Source organism: Salmonella sp. 32020114201800008SM, from assembly GCF_017572025.1.
GTDB lineage: Bacteria > Pseudomonadota > Gammaproteobacteria > Enterobacterales > Enterobacteriaceae > Salmonella > Salmonella enterica.
Window position 1 is genome coordinate 1,033,400 of sequence record NZ_JAGEQM010000001.1, and the last position, 19,905, is coordinate 1,053,304.

Genomic DNA, 19,905 nt, shown 5'->3' on the forward strand with positions numbered 1-19,905 from the left:
CACTTTATCCAAATATAAAAAGAGAGAGTTTCGGATGTACGTTTGAAATTAACAAATCATATCCCATTTGTATGAAAGTTAATAATAAAAAGAAAACAAAACCTACCGAGATATTTCTTTTATAAAAAATACAATATACGATTAATATGCTTTCACCTAGTGTTAAAAATGATGAGAGACGTCCTGAAAGTATAGCCATCTCACTTAACCCAACCATTGCTAAAACACCTAAAACATATAAATTATATAATATAACCACCTTATCCTTTTCATTATTTATATTTATTTTAATATATTTTTTCATTAAAAAAACTATCATTACCCCTTTAATAAACACTGGATTAGTGAAAATATTAATTCTATAATCATATTCTTCCCACCCAATATAATTTGCAACAGCATCTGGCAGAAGATTATAATGAATAAGGGTATTTAATATAAAGTCGAGCCCATGTAAATAAGAAAATATTAAGGCAACCAGAAAAAGAGAAAATATTTTTTTTAACGATAAATATCTTTTTCTTACAAATGGGTAGCAAATAGCAATTATAATTGCTCCAGAATGAATCAGCGATGCAAGCAGTATCCCTGTGATCACATTTCGATTCTTCTTATATGTCACAATTGTGTATAGAGACATACTCACAGCTAATCCAGCTCTTATTTGTATCATATCCCTAACAATAAAAGCATGACTTAAATAAAAGACTAGAGATAATATTGGTATAATACTTGCTTTTTTAAAAGAAAAATAAGTAAACATCAAAGATAACGATGCTATAAAGAATAAAAAAAACTGAAACGGTAGATCAAATGTTTTAAAAAAAGATGAAAGGAAAAGATAGCCAATCTCTCCATGAATATCTTTTATCGCAGATAACGTAAAATTGTATAATGAAGGAACTTCATTATACATTTTATTATACTCAAGATAATCACTATCATTAACTCTAAGGCCTGACATTAATATCATCAGGACGACAAGCATAAACATGATACTATCATTTATATTTTTATTTTTTTTAGTATATGCGAGGGAAAATAATAGCCCAACACTTAGAAGCAAAAAAAATAATATATTCATACTGAATCACTTAGAGTACGCTCTAAAAAGTTATTAATTTCTCTTATAAATGTTGAATCCTTATTATCGTCCCCATAAAAACATAATAAAGAGTCTATTCCCTTTGATGCAAACTTGGTTGTTACTACAGGGATTCCTTTTTGCACGGCCTCAAGAATCTTAATTTTAATCCCTGTACCCGTTGTTATAGGAGCAATAACACCTAAACATGCAGAACAAAGCTCGTTAAATTCAATAACATCCAACTCTCCAGAAAAATATATCTCACCTCTAACCTTTAACATCTTTATTTTTTCTTGAGATGCTTTACCTGTTACTATTACTTTTATTTTTTTATTAAGGTGAGGATATATATTTTTAACAAACCAGTTTAGTCCATGATAATTTTGAGCAAACTCTATACTTCCTGGAATTAATAGAAATGGAGTCTTATGATTTATTTTTCTTTCAATTTTTTCAACATATAGATGATTAGAGGCGAGAGAACAAAGTTGCTTGATATTATATTTATCTTGGTACCACTCTTTGTCTTCTTCAGTTAAAAAAACAAACTCATCAATTTTTACACGATTTAAAATATTAACTTCTGTAAATTGCAATTTAATATAGTCATTAAGATAACACAATCTCCTTAACATTCCCCTTTGGGATTTAAACATTTCTCTAAAAAAATCAATAGCTACATCATGTATAACACAACGAACTTCCCCCTTAACATCACGAGGTAAAGCATGTAATGCCCATAATGATTCTACAACAACTATTGATGGCTTTTCAATTTCAAGAATATCTTCTATTCTATTGCGGATGTTTTTATCTGAAAATAATTGTTCATGTCGAGTTTTAATATTAAGTAATGATTTTATTTCATGCACAACCGTCCTTTTATTACATCGAATTTTGTATCGTTTAATTCTCTGAAAGCGTTCGGAAATTACCTCATCATTTTTGTTGATGCTATTTTCAAAGTTTAGCTCTACTAATATAATTTTATTTCCAAGCGCTACCATTTCATCCAACCGACCTAAAACCGAACTTTTATATCCATTATTTGTTGGAAAAACTGGAGCTGTAGTAATCACAAGTGTTTTATACATAAATATACTATCTCTTTAAAATAAAGATGAATCAACCTTGCTCCAACATCATATAGAATAACTTATTATTATTGATAGGCATGGTCATAATGACTCATAAAAAATGATTGCTGAGTTGAAAATATTACAATCATATACCTAATAAAATATAGCGTTGTATATTAAAACAAGAAACTCAATTGAGCAATTTCAAAATAGATTGCGTCTATAATCTCCCTAAAATACTTTAATAAAACATTTGTAATAATTTAATGATAAATTATTATCATTCTACTTATTACGCAACATTGATAAATTTTGGTAAAATAGTGTCTTTTTCCGATAGTATTTTATCAATATTAATCGGCCAATTAATGTTTATCGTTGGATCGTTCCAAACGATACCTCTTTCATGGATAGGAGAGTAATAATTCGAAGTTTTATAAAGAAAATCTGCACTATCGCTTAAAACAAGAAAACCATGAGCAAAACCTTCAGGTATCCACAACTGCCTTTTGTTTTCAGAAGAAATATTGACACCAACCCATTTACCAAATGTTTCGGAATCTTTGCGTATATCTACGGCAACATCAAAAACTTCTCCTGCTATACAGCGTACAAGCTTCCCTTGAGCATAAGGTTCAACTTGATAATGTAAACCACGTAACACACCTTTAGTTGATTTTGAATGATTATCCTGAACAAATTCAATCTTTCGACCAACCGCTTCCTCAAATACTTTCTGATTAAAACTTTCCATAAAGAACCCACGTTCATCACTAAACACTTTAGGTTCAAAAATTAATACATCAGGAATTTCTGTTTTAATAACGTTCATTTTATTAATAACCTTTAATCATGTTCAGGAGATACTGCCCATAAGCATTCTTCGACAACGGTTTAGCCAGATTTTTAATCTGCTCCGCATCAATAAACCCTTTTCTATAAGCGATTTCTTCCGGGCAGGACACTTTTAGTCCCTGGCGTTCTTCGATGGTTGCAATAAAATTACTGGCCTCTATCAAACTCTGATGCGTCCCTGTATCCAGCCAGGCATAACCGCGCCCCATCATAGCGACAGACAATCTTCCCTGATCCATATAGATACGGTTAATATCCGTGATTTCTAACTCACCGCGAGCGGAAGGCTTAAGATTTTTCGCCATCTCCACCACGCTATTATCATAAAAATACAGCCCCGTTACCGCGTAATTACTCTTCGGTTGTAACGGTTTTTCCTCCAGACTAACGGCTGTGCCACTTTGGTCAAACTCAACCACACCGTAGCGCTCCGGATCGTTTACATGATAAGCAAAGACGGTAGCACCACTTTCTTTATTAACGGCAGCTTCCATTAACTTTGGTAAATCATGACCATAGAAGATATTGTCACCTAGTACTAATGCACAATCATCATTACCAATGAACTCTTCACCAATAATAAACGCCTGTGCTAAGCCATCCGGGCTTGGCTGTACTTTATATTGAAGATTCAGCCCCCACTGGCTGCCGTCTCCCAGTAGTTGTTGAAAACGCGGCGTGTCCTGTGGCGTACTGATGATCAGGATATCCCGAATGCCTGCCAGCATAAGCGTGGAAAGGGGATAGTAAATCATCGGTTTATCATAAATTGGTAGCAATTGCTTACTTACCGCCATGGTCACCGGATAAAGACGGGTGCCGGAGCCCCCCGCTAAAATAATGCCCTTACGCGTTTTCATTTCCATTTCTCATTCATAGAAAATGCCCTGATGGGCATTTAAATTTATCAGATGGTTGTCGTCGTAAACATTTCAGTCAGCATGCGCTTAACTCCTAATTCCCATTGCGGCAGAATAAGGCCAAAATTACGCTGAAACTTTTCAGTATTGAGACGCGAATTGCCAGGTCTGCTCGCCGGCGTCGGGTAGGCGCTGGTCGGCACAGCATTAAGCTCAGTCAGCGCAAGCGTTATCCCTGCTTTGCGCGCCTCGTCAAAGACTAAGGCCGCGTAGTCATGCCAGGTTGTGGTTCCCCCGGCAACCAGATGGTAAAGACCTGCAACTTCTGGTTTATTTAACACCACACGGATCGCATGGGCCGTGCAGTCAGCCAGTAATTCCGCACCGGTTGGCGCACCGTACTGATCGTTAATGACTGAAAGTGTCTGACGCTCTTTCGCCAGACGAAGCATTGTCTTTGCGAAATTATTGCCCTTACCTGCATAAACCCAACTGGTGCGGAAGATAAGGTGCTTAGGGCAGTTATCCTGCAGGGCCTTTTCTCCCGCCAGTTTGGTTTTGCCATAGACATTCAGCGGCGACGTAGCGTCCGTTTCCTGCCATGGGATATCGCCGGTACCAGGAAATACATAGTCGGTTGAATAATGCACTACCCATGCGCCAGTTTCGTTGGCCGCTTTAGCGATGGCTTCCACACTGGTGGCGTTAAGTAACTGCGCCAGTTCTGGTTCAGACTCTGCTTTATCTACTGCAGTATGTGCGGCTGCGTTAACAATCACATCGGGACGAAGCTTACGAACGGTTTCGGCAACGCCTTTCGGATTACTAAAATCACCGCAAAACTCTTTTGAATGGACATCCAGGGCAATCAGATTCCCTACTGGTGCCAGAGAACGTTGCAACTCCCAGCCTACTTGCCCTGTCTTACCAAAAAGTAAGATATTCATTACTGGCGTCCTTCATAGTTCTGTTCTATCCAACTCTGATACGCCCCACTTTTAACATTGTTTACCCATTGAGTATTTGCAAGGTACCATTCCACTGTTTTACGAATACCGCTTTCAAAGGTCTCCAGCGGTTTCCAGCCTAATTCGCGGCTAATTTTACCTGCATCAATGGCATAACGACGATCATGGCCCGGACGATCCGCGACATAAGTGATTTGTTCACGATAAGAAGTCGCTTTGGGTACAATTTCATCCAGCAGATCACAGATGGTAAATACCACATCGAGATTTTTCTTCTCATTGTGTCCACCAATGTTATAAGTCTCCCCTGCCTTGCCTTCAGTCACTACCATATGAAGCGCGCGAGCGTGATCTTCTACATATAGCCAATCGCGAATCTGATCCCCTTTGCCATAAATTGGCAAAGGCTTTCCTTCCAGTGCGTTCAAAATGACCAACGGAATCAGTTTTTCAGGGAAGTGATAAGGGCCATAGTTATTAGAACAATTGGTAACGATCGTTGGTAGACCATAGGTACGCCGCCAGGCACGGACTAAATGATCGCTGGATGCTTTTGACGCAGAATAGGGGCTACTTGGCGCATATGCCGTCGTTTCAGTAAATAACGGCAGCGTAACGCTGTTTTCAACTTCATCAGGATGCGGTAAATCGCCGTAAACTTCATCAGTGGAAATATGATGAAAACGGAAATTATTTTTTTTATCTTCGCCAAGCGCAGACCAGTATTTACGCGCAACTTCAAGAAGTACATAGGTGCCGACGATATTGGTTTCAATAAATGCTGCCGGCCCGGTAATCGAACGGTCCACATGACTTTCCGCAGCCAAATGCATCACCGCGTCCGGCTGGTACTGCTCAAAAATACGCGTTATTTCAGCGGAATCACAAATATCCGCGTGTTCAAAATTGTAGCGATTACTTTCAGAAATATCAGAAAGGGATTCAAGATTACCGGCGTAGGTTAATTTATCAATATTAACTACAGTGTCCTGTGTATTCTTAATAATATGGCGGACAACAGCTGATCCAATAAAACCTGCCCCGCCAGTAATAAGTATCTTCACTTTTCTATTCCATAAGGCGTATTTAATGTGGTATTTAATTTGCCAATAAAAATTAATTGCTCAAGTCGTTACACACGCTACCGCCCCTGGCTCATCAGCTACCAGTGCACTGCATACATATCGACTTGTTACAAACCTTGCCCAGCAGGGCAAAGCTCACTAAAACTTAAACGCTAATTGTCTTATTAATTGCATCCGGAAACAAGGATTAATCTTATAAAATCAGCATTAAAATGCTCCAGATAACCCCTTGTTACTTAAGCCCTTTATACAAAACTAAAACGGCAGTCAACACTCGTTTCAGCCAACTTGCCGCTTCGAATGTTCACTGCCGTTATTATGTTTATCACCAACCATTTATCACGGTTGTTAATACTTATTCATGCAGAAGCTGCTCTATGCTCTTACGGAACTTCGCTCCTTCTTTCAGGTTGCGCAGCCCGTACTTCACAAATGCCTGCATGTAGCCCATTTTTTTACCGCAGTCATAGCTGTCACCCGTCATTAGCATCGCGTCAACCGACTGTTTTTTCGCCAGTTCAGCAATGGCATCGGTGAGCTGGATGCGGCCCCAGGCGCCCGGTTCGGTTCTTTCCAGTTCCGCCCAGATGTCGGCTGAAAGCACATAACGGCCTACCGCCATCAAATCGGAATCCAGCGTCTGCGGCTGATCCGGTTTTTCGATAAACTCCACAATCCGGCTGACTTTGCCTTCATTATCCAGAGGTTCTTTCGTCTGGATAACGGAATACTCCGATAAATCACCTTTCATGCGCTTCGCCAGCACCTGGCTGCGACCCGTTTCATTGAAACGCGCCACCATCGCCGCAAGGTTATAGCGCAGCGGATCGGCGGTAGCATCATCGATAATAATATCCGGGAGTACCACAATGAAAGGGTTATCGCCCACGACCGGACGCGCGCACAGAATAGAGTGCCCCAGCCCTAACGGCTGCGCCTGGCGAACGTTCATAATCGTCACGCCCGGTGGGCAGATAGATTGCACTTCCGCCAAAAGCTGGCGCTTAACGCGCTGCTCAAGAAGTGATTCAAGTTCATAAGAGGTGTCGAAGTGGTTCTCAACGGCGTTTTTAGACGCGTGAGTCACCAGCACGATTTCTTTGATCCCTGCAGCCACAATCTCATCGACAATGTACTGAATCATTGGCTTGTCGACGATCGGTAGCATCTCTTTTGGGATTGCCTTGGTGGCAGGCAACATATGCATACCCAACCCCGCTACCGGTATAACTGCTTTCAAATTCATCATTGTTTCTTCCACCTGTAAAATGGTTGCTGAATTATAGCTCTTTAGCTTGTTTTCGCCAGCATGAATTACTCTGCTGCCAGGGATAATGATGGCACGCTCTACATTACGTCTTAGTCGGCACCATGACATTAAGTATGAACAACTTTTTCCCAGGAATTTTCGTAAAAATAGCGGTACTTACCCTCCCCGCTTCGGCAGCGAAAAATTCACTGCTTCGACATTCACGGTTTGGTGATTAATCCTGTCGATATCCACGGAACTCTGCCCGTTTTCATTGATGGCATGAACATTAGCGAGGGAAAGCAGCGTGTCCTGGCGGGCCATAAATTGACCACGGACATCTTTACGCAAATCGAAATGCATTTTTAACGCCGGGCCAATCGCTGAAGTTTGCATCACGTTGATATTACGCAGAAAGAGGTGCTGCGGTTGATTATGCAGTTCCAGCGTAGCACGCGTCATCCGTACATTGGTGATGGCGACAAAAGAGGGGGCGTTGCCGGAGGAAATTTGAATGCCGCGTAATTTATAAGCAACCTGGCGATTATCCAACCGAATAGCGTTTAATTTAAAGTTTTGCGGAATTGACAGGTATTTTCCTTTAACGACGCCATAGCCGATGAGCATCCCGGCACTATTCGTCATATCAATATTATCAATGACGAAATTATCACAGCCATAAATTGCGATCGTTGCGTTATCAATACCCGCATTTTTACTGAAATCGGGCGTGATGTTTTTGGCTTTGACATTGCGAATGACGAAATGTTTGCCATTTTCTACGTGCACAAGCTGTCGGCAATCAGATCCGGTAATATTGGCCACCACAAAGTTTTTTACTGCCTGGTCTTCAGGATAACTGTTGTCATAGGTGCTACCCGCCAGCCCGATGCCGATCCCCCAGTTGATTTTGCCATTGGTACAATCAATGCGTTCGATGACATGATCGGAAATCAGGATGTCGCGGTCGTGAATCGCGACATTCCACTCAATGGCGTCCCCCTGCAAATCGCTAAAGCGGCTATGCGTAATCCGCGCGCCGTCCATTTGGTTATGAAATCCCTGGCGGAGAATGGCGTAGTTGGCGTGGGTAACGGTGATGTCATCGATAATGAGATTACGCATCACCTGCGGTTCCTTACCACCGATGAAAATTTGCGCGACGGGGCCAAAGCCGCTCATCGCCACGCCTTTAATCACACAGTCCGACCCGCGAACATCCAGCGTCACATTGTGCAGACTGCCGCCCTGCTCCCCCACCACCTGACACCCGTCCTGCAAAATAAACCGTCCCCGGCCATTCCCACGCACCGCGCCCTGTACCCGCAGCGTTTTTCCCGCCGGAATCGTTATCGCCGCATTGATATTTTCACACACCCATCCTGGCGGTACGACCACGGTCTGTCCGTCGGCGAAGGCCTGTTTGAACGAGGCGATACCGTCATCCGCCGGATAATCCTTAATATCGACGGTCTCGCGAGGTTCACGCGCCTGTACCGGCAAGGCGCGCAGAAAAGGAAGAACAGCAAGCGCAGAACCTGCCGTCAGGAGGGTACGTCGGGAGAATTTAGTCGCGGGCATACCACCTCGTTTATATCGTTTGTAGCAGGCTGGCTAACTGGCGATTAATCGCCTGCTGATTAAAATCTTGCGCCACTTTTTCACGGGCGCGCGTGATCACCGACTCCAGCGTGTCATGGTCAATCCAGCTGAACTCAGCGAGTCGGGCCGCCAGCGCCTGCGCATCGTTTTCCGGCACCAGCCAGCCGGATTTGCCGGCCTCCACCAGTTCCGGAATACCGCTATGCACGGTAGATACCACGGGAATCCCTACCGCCATCGCCTCCATCAGCGCTACCGGAATACCTTCCATATCGCCATCCGTACCGGTAATCGACGGCAGCAAAAAAACATCGGCGTCATCCAGCATCGCCTTCACTTCATGGCTCGGTTTAAACCCCGGCATCTCAATGACATCCTCTAGCTGATACTGCTCGATGAGCGTGCGCAGCCGACGTTCCCACGGGCCAATGCCCAGAATGCGGTAGCGAAACGCCACGCCCTGCGCTTTCAGTTGCCGACAGGCTTCAATCGCCACATGCAGGCCTTTTTTCTCAGTCAGGCGCGCGACGGAAATCATCTCCAGCGGCATCCCTGGCGCTTTCACCGGACGATGGGTAAAACGCGTCATGTCGACGCCCATGCGCGAAACGGCAATCTTCTCTGGCGGACAGCCCATACTTTTCAGGCGACCAGCCCACAGGTCGCTGATGGGCAGCATCAGATCGCCACGACGAAACAACTGCTGATACTCCGGCGTGTAATGACTGAGCACCTCGCGGCTGGAAATATCAATCCCGTGGAAAATAGTCGCGATTTTGCCGCGAAGCACGCCCAGTTCGCGCAGTTTGGCCGCCGTCACGCCCGCCGGACCAAAGTGCGCGATGAACACATCCGCCACAAAAGGTTGGCCCGCCTGCGCGCAAATCGCGGAAAGGATCAAATTGCGTGATTCATCGCCGTAGCGGGTAAAATTGAGCGCTTTCCAGGTCGCCGCCCGATGCAGCCCCGGCAGCGTTTTACATGCCCGGTAGCGCAGCTTCGCCAGCCGTCCCTGGGGCTCATCCTGTAACCAGCGGGTTTTCGCCGCCAGGCCATACTTCTCCCAGGCGGCGTGAGTATGTTGGGTATCGCCTTTTTGTAACGCGACAATCTCGACCTCATGGCCCATATCAATAAACGCAGTAATCTGATTCAGCACAAAGGTTTCCGATGAGAGTGGAAATTTCAGCAGAAAAAAGCTGACTTTCATTGTTCCTCCCGAATTCTGTCGAGAACGGATTTGATCATCGTGAACCCTTTCGCCCGCTCCTCGGTGACGGCGTTAGCCACTTTTGCCTTTAGCGCAGGCAATTGATTGAGCGTATCGGCCACCACGCTTTGTAATGAACCGTTCAGCAAGTGACGGATATCGATGGCCAATTCCGCCAGGCCTAGCTGCTGCATAATCCCGGCGGATTTATGTTCATAATTAATGGCGATAGCGGGCGTGCCAAAATTCATGGAGATAATGGCGGAATGCAGGCGCGTCCCGATGGTCAGTACGCAGGAGGCGAGGATCTTTCCGATTTCCACGTCATTGAGTTCGTCCATCGCGATATGGAAATGCTCTGAGTCGTTTACATACTTCGCCATCCGTAACGCAACCATCCGGTCATCGCGGTTATAGCGATCGATACTGGTGCAGGTTGACAGCGCCAGTACCTGATAACCGTCCGCAATCAGGCGATTCACGACCTGGGCAAATGCCTGCTCATAGGCCTGCTGAGTGGTGCCCAGGCGTTTATCAAACGGCTCCAGATCGCGCAACGTAATCGCGACGGTTTTGCGGCGCGCGGTGACGTCCAGCCAGTGCTGCACAGCATAACTGGCGACAAACTCGTCGTGACGGCGTTCGACTAACCAGGCGGTATCCACCCCCTGCTCCACTTTCCGGGTATCGATCTGCGCGGCGGTCATCAGATCGCGGCTGACGGTTTCACGCAGGATCAGCGCACTGGTGCGCCCAAAAACATAATTGGCGAGCTGGTTAAAGTCAGGGTTCTGGAAAGGGCCGACGCTATGTCCCACCATATAAATTGGTTTGTTCGCCATAAACGCGCACAGCGGATATTCAAAGTGAGTCAAACCGTATAAGTCGACATAGTTTGAACCGCCCACCTGAATGACGGCGTCATACTGCGCAATAAATTGTGCGAATTCGGCAAATTCCGGCGCGATAGCAAAATTACGCAGCGATCCTTCCTGGGCGACTTTAGACAATAAAATTTTATGCTGAAAACGACGGCGTAATACTTTTTTTACCCGACCGTTAAGCCCTGCCGCCGCCTGCTGTTTCTGGCTTAACTGATACAGCGGGTCGGCAATAATCGGGCGCCCCTGCAACCAGGCGGAACTCACCGGGAAACGACTCATTACATCCATTTCCGCCTCTGGCGCCTGTTGACGGATGGCATCAAGCAAACCGCGCATAATGGCACTATCACCACGGTTGCCGCATGTGTGGTTGCCTAAAATTAATAATTTCATAAATAGCCTCTTATATCCCCGTCATCCGACACGTAATAACTTTTTCAGTTTTGCACTGCCAACAAGCTGATTTTTTATTTCCATCACCAGCGCATTGCGTGAAAAAATAATCATTAAAATAAAACTCAAAATACCGACCATAACCTGTAGTGCGAATACCCCCGACAACGGTAGATAACCGTCGACCAGCTTTCCTGCGCCGTAGCTGGTAATAAATGTTGGCAATGAGAGATAAAACGGTAGCCACAGGCTGAGAATATACTGACGATAGCTGGAGCCGAGTACCGGCTTAATCATCACGAAATAGCTCAGAATGGTGTTGATGATTTGCACCACCAGGAACCCCAGCGTCACGCCAATCGCCCCCGCCAGATGGCCGCCAATGAGAATTGCCGGGATAAACAGAAACGTTTTAAAGATGTTGAACTTAAAGCTGATATCCACGCGCGCTTTTGCCATCAGCAGCGAACCAATCGGGTTGCCGACCGAGCGCAACAGCCCCACCACGCACAGCAATTGCAGGATCGGGATAATGCTGTTCCACTTCTCGCCAAACACTAACGGCACAAAATTGTTCGCCACTACCATCAGGCCCAACAGCGCGGGAAAATTGATAATTCCCACCACGGAAAGCAACTTATAGAAGTTGACGCGCAGCTTCTCGGTATCGTCCTGGATTTTGGCGAATGCCGGAAATAGCACGCGAGTAATGATGGGATTAAGCTTCGCCGGCGGCACAACCGCCACGTTGTACGCGAGGTTATATCCCCCGGCGACGCTTGCGCCGAGAATTCTCGCCAGTACCAGCGTCGATAAATTCGTGTTGATGTAATTGACGATACTGTCCGCCGTCAGCCACGCGCCAAAACGCAGGTTCGTGGACACCGATGCCAGCGAAAAATGCAGCCCCGGACGGTAAATCTTGCGGCCAAAGTAACCAAACAGCAGCGTTCGCACCGCGCTGTTCACCAGATAGCCGAGAATCGCGGTTAACGCCAGCGGCCAGTAATGGGCGCTAATCACCGTAAAGGTGAACCCCGCCAGCACGGAGGTCGTTTCGATCATGCCGATCTTATTGAACTCCAGCTCTTTTTGCATCAGCGCGCGGAACTGCTGCCCGTGAGGGATCACGATGAACGCCAGCGACAACGTTTTGATTAACGGCGCGAGATCCGGGTTATGCAAAACATGGGCAATCGCATCGCTCAGCCAAAAGACCACCGCAAATACCACAATCCCAAGCCCAACGTTTAGCCAGTAAAGCGTGGTCAGCTCCAGATGCCCAATCGTTTTACGCTGGATAATCGAGTTCGCGATGCCAAAGTCCGAGATCGTGTCGGCCAGCGCGATAATCACCAGCGAGACGGTCAACAGGCCAAACTGGTGGTTGTCGATGATCCGCGCCAGCACCGTCATCTGAATTAACCCCAGACCGATAATCACTATCGTGGCGATAGCCGACCATTTAGCGCCGCTGATCGTTTTTTGTCGTAAACTCATTCTTTTCTCCAGAACCTGTTCACAAGGCGTCATTGGCGCAGCCAGATTGAGCACTGCCCTGGTGCAATATGGCAAGTAAAATAGCCTTGTGGGTCAGGTTCTTAATACGCCGCTTTATTAACAAACCCTTTAAAAATCGTCAGAAAAACGATTTTGATATCGAACCAAATACTCCATTCGCGGATGTATTCCAGGTCGAATTCCACGCGTTTTTCCATTTTCTCCAGCGTATCGGTCTCACCGCGCCAGCCATTAATTTGCGCCCAGCCGGTGATGCCCGGCTTCATCTTGTGGCGTAGCATGTAACCTTCAATCAACTGACGATACTGTTCGTTATGCGCCACCGCGTGCGGGCGAGGACCGACGATGGACATCCCGCCGGTTAATACGTTGATAAACTGCGGCAATTCATCCAGCGAGGTACGACGCAAAAAGTTACCTACCCGGGTGACGCGCGGATCGTTTTGCGTCGCCTGGGTAACGACCTTATCGTTCTCCATCACCTTCATTGAGCGGAACTTCCAGACTTTGATCGGCTTGCCGTCCATCCCGTAGCGCGTCTGACGGAAAATCACCGGCCCGGGCGAGCTCAATTTGACCGCCAGCGCAATGCAGCACAGTACCGGTGAGATGAGCAGCAGAATCAGCGACGCCAGCACGATATCTTCTGCCCGTTTAAGCAGACGGTTAATCCCTGATAGCGGCGTGTCATACAGCGGAACGACCGGAACGCCGCTCATCTCCTCCACGCGCGAGTGGAGAATATTAAAGGTGAACACATCGGGAATAAGGATCACCGAGCAGGTGGTGTCGGCCAGCTCGCGCACCAGTTTTTTCACCATGGCGCCGTCGCTCATTGACATGGCGATATAAACATTGTGAATTCGCGAGGCTTTCGCATCGTCAATTAACTGCTCGAAGTTCCCGGCCCAGTCAGCAGAGACGCCGCCCGGTTTAGGATCGTGATAGACGCCCACCACCTCAAAACCCAGCCACGGCTCATTACGGAAGCTATCCAGCAACGCCTGGCCCGCAGGCAAATCTCCGGCGACAGCGACCCGGCGAGTGTTATAACCACGATTGCGTAGCCAGCCCGCGCCGAAACGAATAAATGAACGGCATAACACTAAGCCCAGGCTGGACAACGCATACCAGGCCAGCCAGGTGGCGAGGCGGTTGTCAAAGTCATCATTAAACGCCACCAGACCGGCGCTGAAGATCAGGCTCAGCGTCCAGTTTTGCAGTAACAGCGTTAACTCTGTCGACATTTTGACGCCGCGCCAGGAGCGATAAAAATCGGTCATCCCGCCCAGCATTTGAAAAACAACCAGCGTAATCAGCGCCACCAACAGGTGCATGTACAGGAATGGCAGTCCACTGACTTCACAGATGAACCACAGCCCGCCAAACATGATGGTGATATCTGAAAAGCGTTGCACCATAGAGATTAACGATGCATTGGTTTTGGCTCGTTCGCGCTTTTTTAGATTTGTCATCGTTGTTCCTGTGATTGGCCCCTTACCCGCAGGCGGTAAGGGGAGATCTGACGTTACTGATTCAGCAGCGCCAGCAGAGTGCGTGTTCGCGCTTCCATCAGCGGTATATCGCCGCGTGATTCCACATTCAGGCGCACCACCGGTTCGGTGTTCGACGAGCGCAGGTTGAAACGCCAGTCCGGGAATGACATGCTGAGACCGTCCGTGCGATCCACCGCCTGCGCCTCTTCCGCAAAGTGCGCTTCCACCCGCGCAATGGCTGCCGCCGGCTCCGCCAGCCTGCTGTTGATTTCCCCGCTCGCCGGGAACGCCGCCATCCGGTCGCGGACCAGTTCACCCAGCGACTGCCCCTTCAGGCATACCAGCTCCGCCACCAGCAGCCACGGGATCATCCCGCTGTCGCAGTAGGCAAAATCACGGAAATAGTGATGCGCGCTCATTTCCCCGCCATAAATGGCATCCTCCGTACGCATCCGCTCCTTGATAAAGGCGTGCCCGGTTTTTGACATCACCGGCGTCCCGCCCGCCGCCGTCACCACTGCCTCCGTGTTCCAGGTCAGGCGCGGGTCGTGGATAATCTTCGCCCCCGGGTGTTTTTCCAGAAACGCTTCCGCCAGCAGCCCGACGATGTAGTACCCCTCGATAAACTGCCCTTTCTCATCGAACAGGAAGCAGCGGTCGAAGTCGCCGTCAAAGGCGATGCCCATGTCCGCCCCGTGTTCAATAACGGCCTTGCGGGTGTCGTCGCGACACTCCGGCAGCAACGGGTTGGGAATGCCGTTCGGGAAGGTGCCGTCCGGGGTGTTGTGGATTTTGATGAACTCCACCGACGCGCCCAGCGCCTTCAGGCGCGCTTCGATGGCGTCAATGACCGGCCCCGCCGCGCCGTTGCCGGAATTCACTACCAGCTTCAGCGGGGTGAGATTGCTGACGCTGATATACCCCAGCAGGTGGTCGATGTAGGCGTCGCGCAGGCTGATTTGTCTGTAGCTGCCGCGCGCGGCCTCGTTCACCGGCGGGAAATCGCCCGCTTCCGCCAGACGCTGAACGTCGCGCAGACCGGTGTCGCCGCTTATCGGGCGGGCGCCCTCGCGTACCAGCTTCATACCGTTGTAGTCCATCGGGTTATGGCTGGCGGTCACCTCAATACCGCCGTCCACGCCAAGGTGGAAGGTGGCGAAGTAAATCTCTTCGGTGCCGGACATACCGATATCCAGCACGTCGACGCCCGCGTCCTGTAACCCTTTCGCCAGCGCCAGCTTCAGCGCCTCGCTGGTCAGGCGCACGTCGCCGCCCAGCACGATGGTTTTCGGTTTTAAATATTCGCCGTAAGCGCGGCCAATCCGCCACGCGATATCTTCATTGAGCTCTTCGCCCAGCCTGCCGCGAATGTCGTAGGCCTTGAAACAGGTTAATTTTGTCATGTTCTTACCCTTCTTCAGGCAACAGTTAGCCCTGACCGTAAATGGCCAACATCGTTATTGTTATTCATTGCCGGATGGCGCGTTGCGCTTACCGGGCATAATTGCAGGCGTCAGATCCGCCCGTAACGATCCTCGAACCGCACCACGTCGTCCTCTTCGAGATACGAGCCGGAACGCACTTCAATTAAATCGAGCGGTATTTTTCCCGGATTTTCCAGGCAGTGGGTCGCCCCCAGCGGAATATAGATGGACTCGTTTTCACCGAGCAGCTTAACCTCGCCGTTGATGGTGACTCTGGCGGTCCCCGCCACCACCACCCAGTGCTCGGCGCGGTGATGGTGCATCTGCACCGACAGTCCTTCCCCCGGCTTGACGGTAATGCGCTTCACCTGATAGCGCTCGCCCGCGTCGATGGAGTCGTATTTGCCCCACGGACGGTAAACCTCGCGGTGCATGTGGTGCTCATGGCGTCCGTCGGCCTTGATCTTCTCCACCACCTTTTTCACGTCCTGCACCGCGTGGCGATCGGCAATCAGCACGGCGTCTTTGGTCTGCACCACCACCAGATCCTTCACACCGACGGTGGTCACCAGGCCGGATTCGGCGTAAACGTAGCTGTTTTCCGTTTTATGGCTGATGACGTCGCCGTGGTGGACATTTCCCTCCGGGGTGTGGGCGCTGATTTCCCACAGCGAGGACCACGAGCCGACATCGCTCCAGCCCGCGTCCATTGGCATCACCACCGCGTCCGCCGTCCGCTCCATCACCGCGTAGTCAATGGACTCTTCCGGACAGGCGAGGAAGGCCTCTTCATCCACACGAATGAAGTCAAGATCCGGATCGACGCCGCGCATCGCCTGTTCACAGGCGGCCAGAATATCGGGGCGGAACTTTTTCAGCTCTTCCAGATAGCGTCCGGCACGGAACAGAAACATGCCGCTGTTCCAGTAGTAATCGCCGCTGGCGACGTAGGCCTGAGCGGTTTCCAGCCCCGGCTTCTCAACGAACTGCGCCACCTCAAAAGCCACCGCATCCGTCGCGCCCGGCACGACATCACCACGCCGGATATAGCCATAGCCGGTTTCCGGCAGATCCGGCACGATACCGAAGGTCACCAGTTTGCCCGCGTCGGCATAGGGCATGGCGCCGCGCACCGCGTCGCGGAAGGCCTCTTCATTGGCGATCGCATGATCCGCCGCCAGTACCAGCATCAGCGGATCGCAGTCCGTATGCTGACGCGTCGCCGCCAGCGCCGCCAGCGCAATCGCCGGCGCGGTATTGCGCCCGGCGGGCTCAAGAATAATGTTCTCCGTCAGCTTATTGAGCTGGCGGAGCTGTTCGGCAACGATAAAACGGTGCTGTTCGTTACAGATCACCACCGGGCTTTCGCACTCCACGCCGTTCAGACGGCAAATGGTGGTTTGCAGCATGGTGAGATCGCCTTTCAGGCACAGAAACTGTTTTGGATAAAGCACGCGAGAAAGCGGCCACAATCGGCTACCGGAGCCACCGGCCATCACAACCGGGTAAAGTTTTGTCTGACGCATTATCATCCCCGAATATCTGCAATAAATTGGCGTAGCACGTTCTCTTTATTGAGCGTGCGTTCGGCGTATTCACGTGCCGTCATGTTGTTTTTCGGCATGGCGAGCGCCTGGCTAATCCCGTCGACCAGCGCGTCGGTCGATTCCGGTTCCACGCAAACGGCGATGCCCGGATAGCGCGCGCAAAGTTGTCCTAATTCGGTGTGCGGCTCAGCGGTAATCACCGCATTACCGCCGACCGCCAGAATGTTAGTCAGCTTGGAGGGCAGTACCGCATCCGCTGCGCCGCGCTTTTGCACCACCAGATGGCAGTCGCCCATTTTCAGCAGCGCGGGTAAGGCGTCGTAAGGCTGCAGCGGGAGGAATTTAATATTTGCCAGGCCGCGTTCGCGGGCCATGTTCTCCATCCGCGCCTTGCCGCCCCCCTGGCCGACAATCGCGAAAATCAACGGTCGATCGCGTAATCGTTCCGCGGCGTCAATTACCTTTTCCAGCCCTTGTTTTTCGCCGATATTGCCGGAATAAAGCACAATTTTTTTGCCCTCTGGCAAGCCAAGCTGCTGACGCAAAGCCGTCACGTCAGCGTCATTAACGTCCTGAAAGCGCGCCACTTCCGACCAGTTCGGAAAAAAGAGGATTTTTTCCGCCGCGACGCCCTTTTCCCGCGCTTTATTCATCATGGAGCGAGAGATGGTCGAAACATTATCAACGTTACGCAGCGCGCTGCGTTCAAAGGCCGTCGCTAACCGCGCTACGCTGCCGCGCTTGCCTTTTCCCGCCATTCCTAAGCCGAGCATGGCGTCCACTTCGTAATCCTGAATATGCAGTACGGTACGCGCGCCGGAGAGTGTCGCCAGCAGACGCATTCCCGGCGTACAAAAGAGCGTCGGTACAACGCCGATAATCCGATCCGGCTTCCAGCGACGCTGCGCCATCAGTGGGAAAAAACTGCTCAATGCAAAGCTCCCCAGATGAAGCAGTCGTTTTAAGGTGGAGGGCTGTTTCGGCACATACAGCGGGCAGCGCCAGACGGTAACCTCGCCCTCTTCCCGGCGATAGCGCCAGGCGGAATAGCGCTCACCGACCTTCCACTGCGGGTAGTACGGCGGCGCAGTAATGACCCGCACCTCATGGCCTTCCTGCGCCATCCACGCCACCATTTCGCCGGTATATTTGCCGATACCGGTCAGTTCCGGCGAATAGTTAATGCCATAGACCAGGATCTTCATAGGCCCACCGCCGGCGCGTCAGGAGAGAAGTAGGCCCGACTGTTCTCATGAACATTGTCGCTTGCCAGAAGCTGTTCCGGCGTCAGCCAGCGGTAACTGCCATGCTGCGCGTCAGGCAGGAGTAAATCGCTCTCCGCCACGCGCAGACGAAAGCCGAGCACGATGTAGTGAGTTGAAAAATCCTCACCGGAAAAGTTGTCGTCATAGAAGTGCTGCCAGACGCCATAAAACGTCCCTGCCGCCAGCGGCAGACGCACGCCCAGTTCCGCCTGCGTCAGGCGTGCAAAGGCGGCCTCCAGCGTTTCGTCTTTGCGCACCCGTCCCCCCGGCACAAACCAGTAGCCCTGCGCCGGACGGTTGAGACGCTGGCCCAGTAAAATTTCCCCCTGGCCGTTTTCCACAATGAAATCGAGGGAGATGAGGGGCGTGGCCCGCACCACGGCGGCGAAATCTTCCTGACGTAAAAACATTGTCACCCCCGGAACCGTTGCTGATTCTCAAGGAACCACTGGTAAGTACCGGCAAGCCCTGCCTCCAGTGAAATTTCGTGATACCAGCCAAGCTGATGCAGGCGCGTGACGTCGAGCAATTTACGCGGCGTGCCGTCCGGCTTCGCGGCGTCGAACACCACCCGGCCCTGGTAACCCACCACCTTTGCGATGGTCTGCGCCAGCTCGCTGATGGTGCAGTCCACGCCAGTGCCGACGTTAATGTGCGACAGCATCGGGGCGGTGTTCTCCTGCCACACTTCGCGCGCCAGCTCCATCACGTGAATACTGGCCGCCGCCATATCGTCAACGTGCAGAAATTCACGCATCGGCGTGCCGCTGCCCCACACCACCACCTCCGGCGCGTGGCTCTGCGCAGCCTCATGAAAGCGGCGCAGCAGCGCCGGGATCACATGTGAATTGTCCGGATGGAAATTGTCATGCGGGCCGTACAGGTTGGTCGGCATCACCGAACGGTAGTCGCGACCGTACTGCCGGTTGTAGGACTCGCACAGTTTAATCCCGGCGATCTTGGCGATGGCGTACGGCTCGTTGGTCGGCTCCAGCGTTCCCTGCAGCAGCTCGCTTTCCGCCATCGGCTGCCTTGCCAGTTTCGGATAGATACAGGACGAACCGAGAAACAACAGTTTGTTCACGTTGTGCAGGTGCGCGGCGTGAATAATGTTGCTCTCTATCATCATGTTTTCATAAATAAAATCCGCCGGATACGTGTTGTTGGCGACAATGCCGCCCACTTTCGCCGCCGCCAGATAAACCTGGTCGATACCCGCCCCGGCAAAGAACGCCTGTACCGCACGCCCGTCGAGCAGATCCAGCTCATCGCGGGTGCGCAGCACCAGCTCCACGTCGCCGCGCTGCGCAAGCTGCCGTACAATGGCGGAGCCCACCATCCCGCGATGGCCCGCCACAAAAATTCGTTGCTTATTCATTC

At 50.0% G+C, this 19,905-nt stretch carries 17 protein-coding genes; all 17 read right to left on the minus strand.

From position 1 onward, the window contains the following. Positions 1 to 4 precede the first annotated feature (4 nt). Positions 5 to 1,084, minus strand: coding sequence for an EpsG family protein (locus tag J4613_RS05330; RefSeq protein WP_111742307.1), 1,080 nt, complete (start codon positions 1,082 to 1,084; stop codon positions 5 to 7). Then, the gene (locus J4613_RS05335; protein WP_111742306.1) at positions 1,081 to 2,181 is read right to left on the minus strand and encodes a glycosyltransferase family 4 protein; all 1,101 of its coding nucleotides are present in this window, start codon (positions 2,179 to 2,181) and stop codon (positions 1,081 to 1,083) included. Before J4613_RS05335 ends, J4613_RS05330 begins: the two co-directional genes overlap by 4 nt. A 277-nt stretch (positions 2,182 to 2,458) precedes the next feature. Beyond that, entirely contained in the window at positions 2,459 to 2,998 is a 540-nt protein-coding gene (rfbC, locus tag J4613_RS05340; protein WP_111742305.1) for a dTDP-4-dehydrorhamnose 3,5-epimerase, read from the minus strand. Positions 2,999 to 3,002: 4 nt separating this feature from the next. Then, positions 3,003 to 3,881, minus strand: coding sequence for a glucose-1-phosphate thymidylyltransferase RfbA (gene rfbA, locus J4613_RS05345; protein ID WP_001612007.1), 879 nt, complete (start codon positions 3,879 to 3,881; stop codon positions 3,003 to 3,005). Positions 3,882 to 3,928: 47 nt separating this feature from the next. Further along, entirely contained in the window at positions 3,929 to 4,828 is a 900-nt protein-coding gene (gene rfbD / locus J4613_RS05350; protein ID WP_111742304.1) for a dTDP-4-dehydrorhamnose reductase, read from the minus strand. Further along, positions 4,828 to 5,913 (minus strand): dTDP-glucose 4,6-dehydratase, encoded by a 1,086-nt coding sequence (gene rfbB, locus J4613_RS05355; RefSeq protein ID WP_000697846.1) that lies wholly within the window; start codon positions 5,911 to 5,913, stop codon positions 4,828 to 4,830. The genes rfbD and rfbB overlap by 1 nt, the downstream gene beginning before the upstream one ends. A gap of 376 nt (positions 5,914 to 6,289) precedes the next feature. Next, positions 6,290 to 7,183, minus strand: a complete 894-nt coding sequence (gene galF, locus J4613_RS05360) for a GalU regulator GalF (RefSeq protein ID WP_000981469.1) — start codon at positions 7,181 to 7,183, stop codon at positions 6,290 to 6,292. Positions 7,184 to 7,360: 177 nt separating this feature from the next. Next, positions 7,361 to 8,764 (minus strand): colanic acid biosynthesis protein WcaM, encoded by a 1,404-nt coding sequence (gene wcaM / locus J4613_RS05365; RefSeq protein WP_001111837.1) that lies wholly within the window; start codon positions 8,762 to 8,764, stop codon positions 7,361 to 7,363. Between the two features lie 10 nt (positions 8,765 to 8,774). Further along, positions 8,775 to 9,995 (minus strand): colanic acid biosynthesis glycosyltransferase WcaL, encoded by a 1,221-nt coding sequence (wcaL, locus tag J4613_RS05370; RefSeq protein ID WP_023228421.1) that lies wholly within the window; start codon positions 9,993 to 9,995, stop codon positions 8,775 to 8,777. Beyond that, positions 9,992 to 11,272: a colanic acid biosynthesis pyruvyl transferase WcaK gene (wcaK, locus tag J4613_RS05375; RefSeq protein ID WP_000770902.1), complete on the minus strand. Its 1,281-nt coding sequence runs from the start codon at positions 11,270 to 11,272 to the stop codon at positions 9,992 to 9,994. Before wcaK ends, wcaL begins: the two co-directional genes overlap by 4 nt. Before the next feature lie 21 nt (positions 11,273 to 11,293). Beyond that, positions 11,294 to 12,772, minus strand: a complete 1,479-nt coding sequence (wzxC, locus tag J4613_RS05380; protein ID WP_111742303.1) for a colanic acid undecaprenyl disphosphate flippase WzxC — start codon at positions 12,770 to 12,772, stop codon at positions 11,294 to 11,296. 101 nt (positions 12,773 to 12,873) lie between these two features. Further along, positions 12,874 to 14,268 (minus strand): undecaprenyl-phosphate glucose phosphotransferase, encoded by a 1,395-nt coding sequence (gene wcaJ / locus J4613_RS05385; RefSeq protein ID WP_000183163.1) that lies wholly within the window; start codon positions 14,266 to 14,268, stop codon positions 12,874 to 12,876. A gap of 53 nt (positions 14,269 to 14,321) precedes the next feature. Next, entirely contained in the window at positions 14,322 to 15,692 is a 1,371-nt protein-coding gene (cpsG, locus tag J4613_RS05390) for a colanic acid biosynthesis phosphomannomutase CpsG (RefSeq protein ID WP_111742302.1), read from the minus strand. Between the two features lie 110 nt (positions 15,693 to 15,802). Continuing rightward, complete coding sequence (gene cpsB, locus J4613_RS05395) at positions 15,803 to 17,245, minus strand: mannose-1-phosphate guanyltransferase (RefSeq protein ID WP_000605945.1); 1,443 nt, start codon at positions 17,243 to 17,245, stop codon at positions 15,803 to 15,805. Then, the gene (gene wcaI / locus J4613_RS05400) at positions 17,242 to 18,465 is read right to left on the minus strand and encodes a colanic acid biosynthesis fucosyltransferase WcaI (RefSeq protein ID WP_111742301.1); all 1,224 of its coding nucleotides are present in this window, start codon (positions 18,463 to 18,465) and stop codon (positions 17,242 to 17,244) included. The genes cpsB and wcaI overlap by 4 nt, the downstream gene beginning before the upstream one ends. Next, positions 18,462 to 18,935, minus strand: a complete 474-nt coding sequence (locus J4613_RS05405; protein ID WP_023194015.1) for a GDP-mannose mannosyl hydrolase — start codon at positions 18,933 to 18,935, stop codon at positions 18,462 to 18,464. The genes wcaI and J4613_RS05405 overlap by 4 nt, the downstream gene beginning before the upstream one ends. A gap of 2 nt (positions 18,936 to 18,937) precedes the next feature. Further along, positions 18,938 to 19,903, minus strand: a complete 966-nt coding sequence (locus J4613_RS05410) for a GDP-L-fucose synthase (protein ID WP_001041703.1) — start codon at positions 19,901 to 19,903, stop codon at positions 18,938 to 18,940. Positions 19,904 to 19,905 lie beyond the last annotated feature (2 nt).